This is a genomic window from uncultured Gimesia sp., assembly GCF_937910335.1.
Taxonomy (GTDB): Bacteria; Planctomycetota; Planctomycetia; order Planctomycetales; family Planctomycetaceae; genus Gimesia.
On the sequence record NZ_CALEMX010000563.1, the window covers coordinates 1 to 5,073 of the forward strand.

Genomic DNA, 5,073 nt, shown 5'->3' on the forward strand with positions numbered 1-5,073 from the left:
GGTTGCAGATGGACCTGATGCTACTGGCCTTCCAAATGGGAATCACCAACGTCTGCACCTTCATGCTTGGCCCGGAACGCTGGGACGCCACGCTGATGTACGAGGGGGTGTTCGACAAGCCGGTGCAGCACCATAACATGACACACAATCAAAAAGGGGACGGCTATAAAGAACTGCAGAAGATCGACATCTTTCACATGGAGCAGTACGCCTATCTGATCCGTCGTATGAAAGAGATCCAGGAGTCCGATGGCAGTACGATGCTCGACAACTCCGTCATTTCGTTCGGAGCCGGTCTGGGTGACGGGGCAACTCACCAGTATTTCGATTTGCCAGTGATCGTCGCCGGCAAGGGGCAGGATCAAATCAAACAGGGGCGGCTCATCAAACTCCCCAGCGGGACGTTCAACTCCAATCTGTGGCTGACGTACGCTCAGTTGATGGGGCTGGAGATGGAATCGTATGCCGACAGTACCGGTGTCATCTCTGATCTTTGGACATAGGAACATCGCAGCTTCAATTCGCCAACCCGTAGAGTATCTGAATCTATGCAGGACATATTGAAACCAATCTACTGTCTGATCCTGATAGTGCTGAATGCAGTGATGGCGACTGCTCGTGCAGATGATTTCGAAGGGCGATTGTTGCCACTGCTCAATGATCATTGCGTGGGTTGCCATGGTGATGCCGATGCCAACGCGGGAATCAACTTTGAGCAGCTGGCTACGCGATCCAAGTGGCTCGACAGTCCCGAACACATTCAGCGAGTTCTCAAAGCCATCGACAACGGCGCCATGCCTCCCGAAGAGGAAGAGCCGCTGAACGACGCCCAGCGAGGCGCAGCCGTCGCGATACTGAAGACGATTCTGCGCGACGCAACCGCGGATGTCGCCCCCCCACAGCAACCACTGAATCGACTGAATCGCTTTCAGTACAACAATACAGTCCGCGATCTTTTTCAGCTCAATCGAGACGTGTTCGCCCTCCCGGAAAAGCTGATGACCAGGCACGACAATTATCTCCAATCGTCACTGCGAGATGCCAAACAGCACACACTTCCGGAACGAGTCCAGGTTGCCTGCAATGCGCTGTCTCCCTTACCCGGCCTCGAAGGTGTACGGCCGTTTCCCAAAGACTTACGAGCCGAGCATGGGTTCGACAATCAGGCCAATCAGTTGACACTCTCACCGCTGCTACTCGATGCGTTCTTACAACTGAGTGTGTCGATTGTTGAGAGTCCCGACTTCAACGCCGAGTCGGTGGGAATATGGAATGATTTGTTTGCGTCTCCCGCCAACGGGCAAGATCTGCCGGCGATCGTGCGGAAGAGACTTGAGCCGTTTCTGCGCCGAGCCTTTCGCGGGCATCTCGATGAAGCGACTATCGATCGTTACTCCAGCTATATGGATGCACAACTCGATGCCGGCGTTCCGTTTACCGATGCCATGAAGAAAGTCGCTGCTGCCGCACTTTCGTCTCCTCTGTTTTTGTACCGGTCGTCATTGATCGACGATGATCGGAGTCGTCAGCTGACACTCGGCTCGCGGCTCTCGTACTTTCTGTGGGGAAGTTGCCCCGATGACGAATTGCTCGATCTCGCCGGACGTGGTGAATTACTAGATTCGGAGAATCTTCGCCGTACGGTGGACCGCATGTTGGTCGACCCGAAGATCGAACGCTTCCTCGATTCTTTCCCATCCCAGTGGATGCAACTGGAAAACCTCATGGCGGCCACACCAGATCCGGCCATCAATCGGTACTTCTCTCTCGATCCGGAGACACCGGCGAGCTTGCAGATGGTCCTGGAGCCACTGCTACTGTTTGATGCCGTTTTTGTGGAAGACCGGCCTGTTACCGAATTGATCTCACCTTCGTTCAGCTATCAGAGCGAGTTTCTGACGACATGGTATCACAGTGAACTGCAGTCTCCCCAAGTCGATGAAGCGGCAATCGTCGCCAAGAATGAACAGCGCGCCGAGCGTCGTCGAGAGTTGCGGTCCAGGATCGAGATGCACCAGGAGGTGTTGAAAACGCTGGAGATGCCGGTGCGTGAGCAAATACTGGCTGTAAGACGCGGCAGCAAAGGGGTAGAGACGCAGCTCGAACTGAAACCGTTAGCCGCATGGGAGTTCAACGGCAATCTGCGAGACGCGATTGGCGATTTGCATCTGACCGCCCATGGAGAAGTCTCCTATGCCGATGGGATGGTACTGCTCGACAAATCGTACCTGCTCAGCGAACCTCTGCCAGTGGATTTAAGAGAGAAGTCGCTCGAAGTTCGCTTCCGCATCGCGAATCTCGATCAGCGCGGGGGTGGCCTGATGGGCATCCAGGGACAGGGGGACTTCTTTGATACCATTGTGATTGGAGAACGGAAGAACCGTCACTGGATCTCCGGCAGCAACGGCTTCAAACGAACTCTCGACTTCGATGACTCCTTTGAGGAGACCGTGACCGATGAGTCGTTGCACCTGTTGATGGTCTACGCCGAGGACGGCGTGACAACGCTCTATCGCAACGGTCAGCCTTACGGGGAGTCCTTTAACAAGGGGCGCGACACGTTCCCTAAAGATGCCTCGAAGGTCATCTTTGGGTTGCGGCATCTACCTCCCGGAGGCAACAGGTTTCTTTCGGTCAGAATCGATCAGGCCCGACTGTATGACCGCGCACTCTCGGCCGAAGAAGCAGCTGCCGCCGCTGCGGGAGATGCGAACTTCATTCTAACCTCCGAGCTTGTGGCGGCGATGACAGAGGAGCAGCGAAGCCAGCGAGAGGGATTACTGATGAGCATCCAGGAGACCCAGGAGGAACTAGCCTCCGTACCGGAAAACATTGACCTCACACAAGCAAGGGAGACGGCACGAAAGCAGTACGAAGAAGATCTACGTCGGCAGTTGCGGGGCCGAGAATTTCGACGTGTTGCACTCGACGATCTGCGTTATGGTGGAATTATCACAAACGCTGCGATGGCGAGTATGACATCTGGTCCCAGGCGAACGCACCCCGTTGCTCGGGGTGTCTGGATTACGGAAGTCATTCTCAACGACCCGCCTGCTCCACCCCCTAATGACGTTCCCCCGCTGAATGAAGAGGCTGGCGATCAAGGTCTCACGATTCGAGAGCGGTTCGCCGCACATCGCCAGAACCCGTCCTGTGCCGGCTGTCACTCCAAACTCGATCCACTCGGGTTTGCCCTGGAGAACTACGACATCACCGGCCGCTGGCGAGAGACATACGAGAATGGCCGAGACGTCGACGTCACCGGCATGCTCTTGCGAAAATATGAGTTTGACAACGTGGTGGAGTTCAAAGCCTCGCTGGTGAACGAAAAACGGCGTTTCGCCGAAGCATTCACTGCTCACCTCCTTCGTTTTGCCCTTGGGCGGGAACTGCACCTCAGAGATACTCTTGTCGTCGACACAATTCTTCAGCGGACAACCAACGATGACTACAAGCTCCGCACACTGATCCGTGAAGTCATCCTGAGCCCCGCATTCCAGTAACCTCTGCCCTTCCGATCCCTCGGCGATGGAACATTGATGAATCAATTCCTAACTGAGACAATTCTCTCGCAATGCGCATCCACAATTGAAGATCTGAAAAAGTTTTTACTGTTGAGATACAAACGATGAGTAGCTGGAAAAACTCCCTGATGCTTGCGTTTTGTGCACTTCTTTATTCGATATCCTGCACTGAGGCGCACGCGCAGCGAAAAAACAATGTGATCTTCTTTCTTGTCGACGATCTTGGCTGGCGGGACGTGGGATGCTACGGCAGCCAGTTCTATGAAACTCCGGCGATTGACCAGTTGGCAAGCGATGGCATGCTATTTGAGAATGCCTACTCGACATGCCACGTTTGCTCGCCGAGTCGCGCGAGTATCCTGACTGGGAAGTATCCGGCGCGTACGAATCTGACCGAGTGGCTGGGCGGGCGACCTGAACGCGATTATGAGAAGTTGCATCACGGAGTAAAGCTCACCGCTCTGCCTGATGAAGAGCAAACACTGGCAGAGACATTGCACCAGCACGGCTATGCGACCGCGAATTATGGCAAAGCACATTTGAACAAAGACCCAACGACCTACGGCTTTGATGAAGCCATCACGGGCTGGGTTCGATCCTACTATCATCCGTTCTCGCCAGCATATACAGAATCGCTGCCTGCAAATGAAGGCGACTACTACACCGATAAGCTGACCGATGCGGCCATTGATTTCATTCAACGGAACAAAGATCGGCCATTCTTCGTGCACCTTGAACACTTTTCTGTCCACGACCCGATCCAGGGGCGCAAGGATCTGGTTCTAAAGTACGAGCAGAAACTTACCACGATGCCGCATCAGCAAGGCCCCGATTACATCCTCGAACCGAACCCGGACGGCCCCGCGATCTCGGAGGAAATACTCAAAGCCCTGGAAGCAAACGACGACAGCGCATTGCACCAAAACGAGCGCGTGTGGTGGGTGAAGCAGAAGCAAGACAACGTCGAATTTGCTGCGATGGTTGAGGCGACGGACGAAAGTCTCGGTCGAATCCGCGCGAAGCTAAAAGAACTCGGCCTGGAAAAGAACACGATCATTATCTTCACGTCCGACAACGGCGGTATGGCAGCCTCGAATCAGTATCGTGGCATCAATCATCCCCGAGAGATGCTGAACTCGCATTTTGCAAGCTCGAACCTACCGCTGCGCGGGGCCAAAGGCTGGAACTACGAAGGCGGAATTCGAGTGCCGTTAATTGTCCACTGGCCCGGAGAAATCCAACCGAACTCGACTTCACAAGCGATCGTCATGGGAACGGATTACTACCCGACCCTGCTGGACATGTTGAACTTGCCCGCTGTGCCTGAGCAACATCTCGACGGCCAAAGTTTTGTCCCTGCTCTGAAAGCCGAAGGCTATGATCGTGGGCCGATCTATTGGCACTTTCCTCACTACAGCAATCATGGCTTCCAGAGTCCAGGTGGAGCCATTCGTTGGGGACGATACAAACTACTTGAATACTACGAAATACGTACAGTGCAACTGTTCGATCTCGAAGAGGATATCGGCGAACAGAACGACCTTGCGGA

At 54.4% G+C, this 5,073-nt stretch carries 3 protein-coding genes; all 3 read left to right on the top strand.

The genetic code is table 11. The features are described 5' to 3' along the window. On the top strand, positions 1 to 503 hold a 503-nt coding region (locus Q0668_RS23115; RefSeq protein WP_298868906.1), incomplete at its 5' end, for a DUF1552 domain-containing protein. Between the two features lie 102 nt (positions 504 to 605). Beyond that, complete coding sequence (locus Q0668_RS23120; RefSeq protein WP_298868907.1) at positions 606 to 3,503, top strand: DUF1588 domain-containing protein; 2,898 nt, start codon at positions 606 to 608, stop codon at positions 3,501 to 3,503. Positions 3,504 to 3,628: 125 nt separating this feature from the next. Beyond that, positions 3,629 to 5,073 (top strand): sulfatase (locus tag Q0668_RS23125; protein ID WP_298868908.1); only part of this gene is annotated, 1,445 nt, incomplete at its 3' end.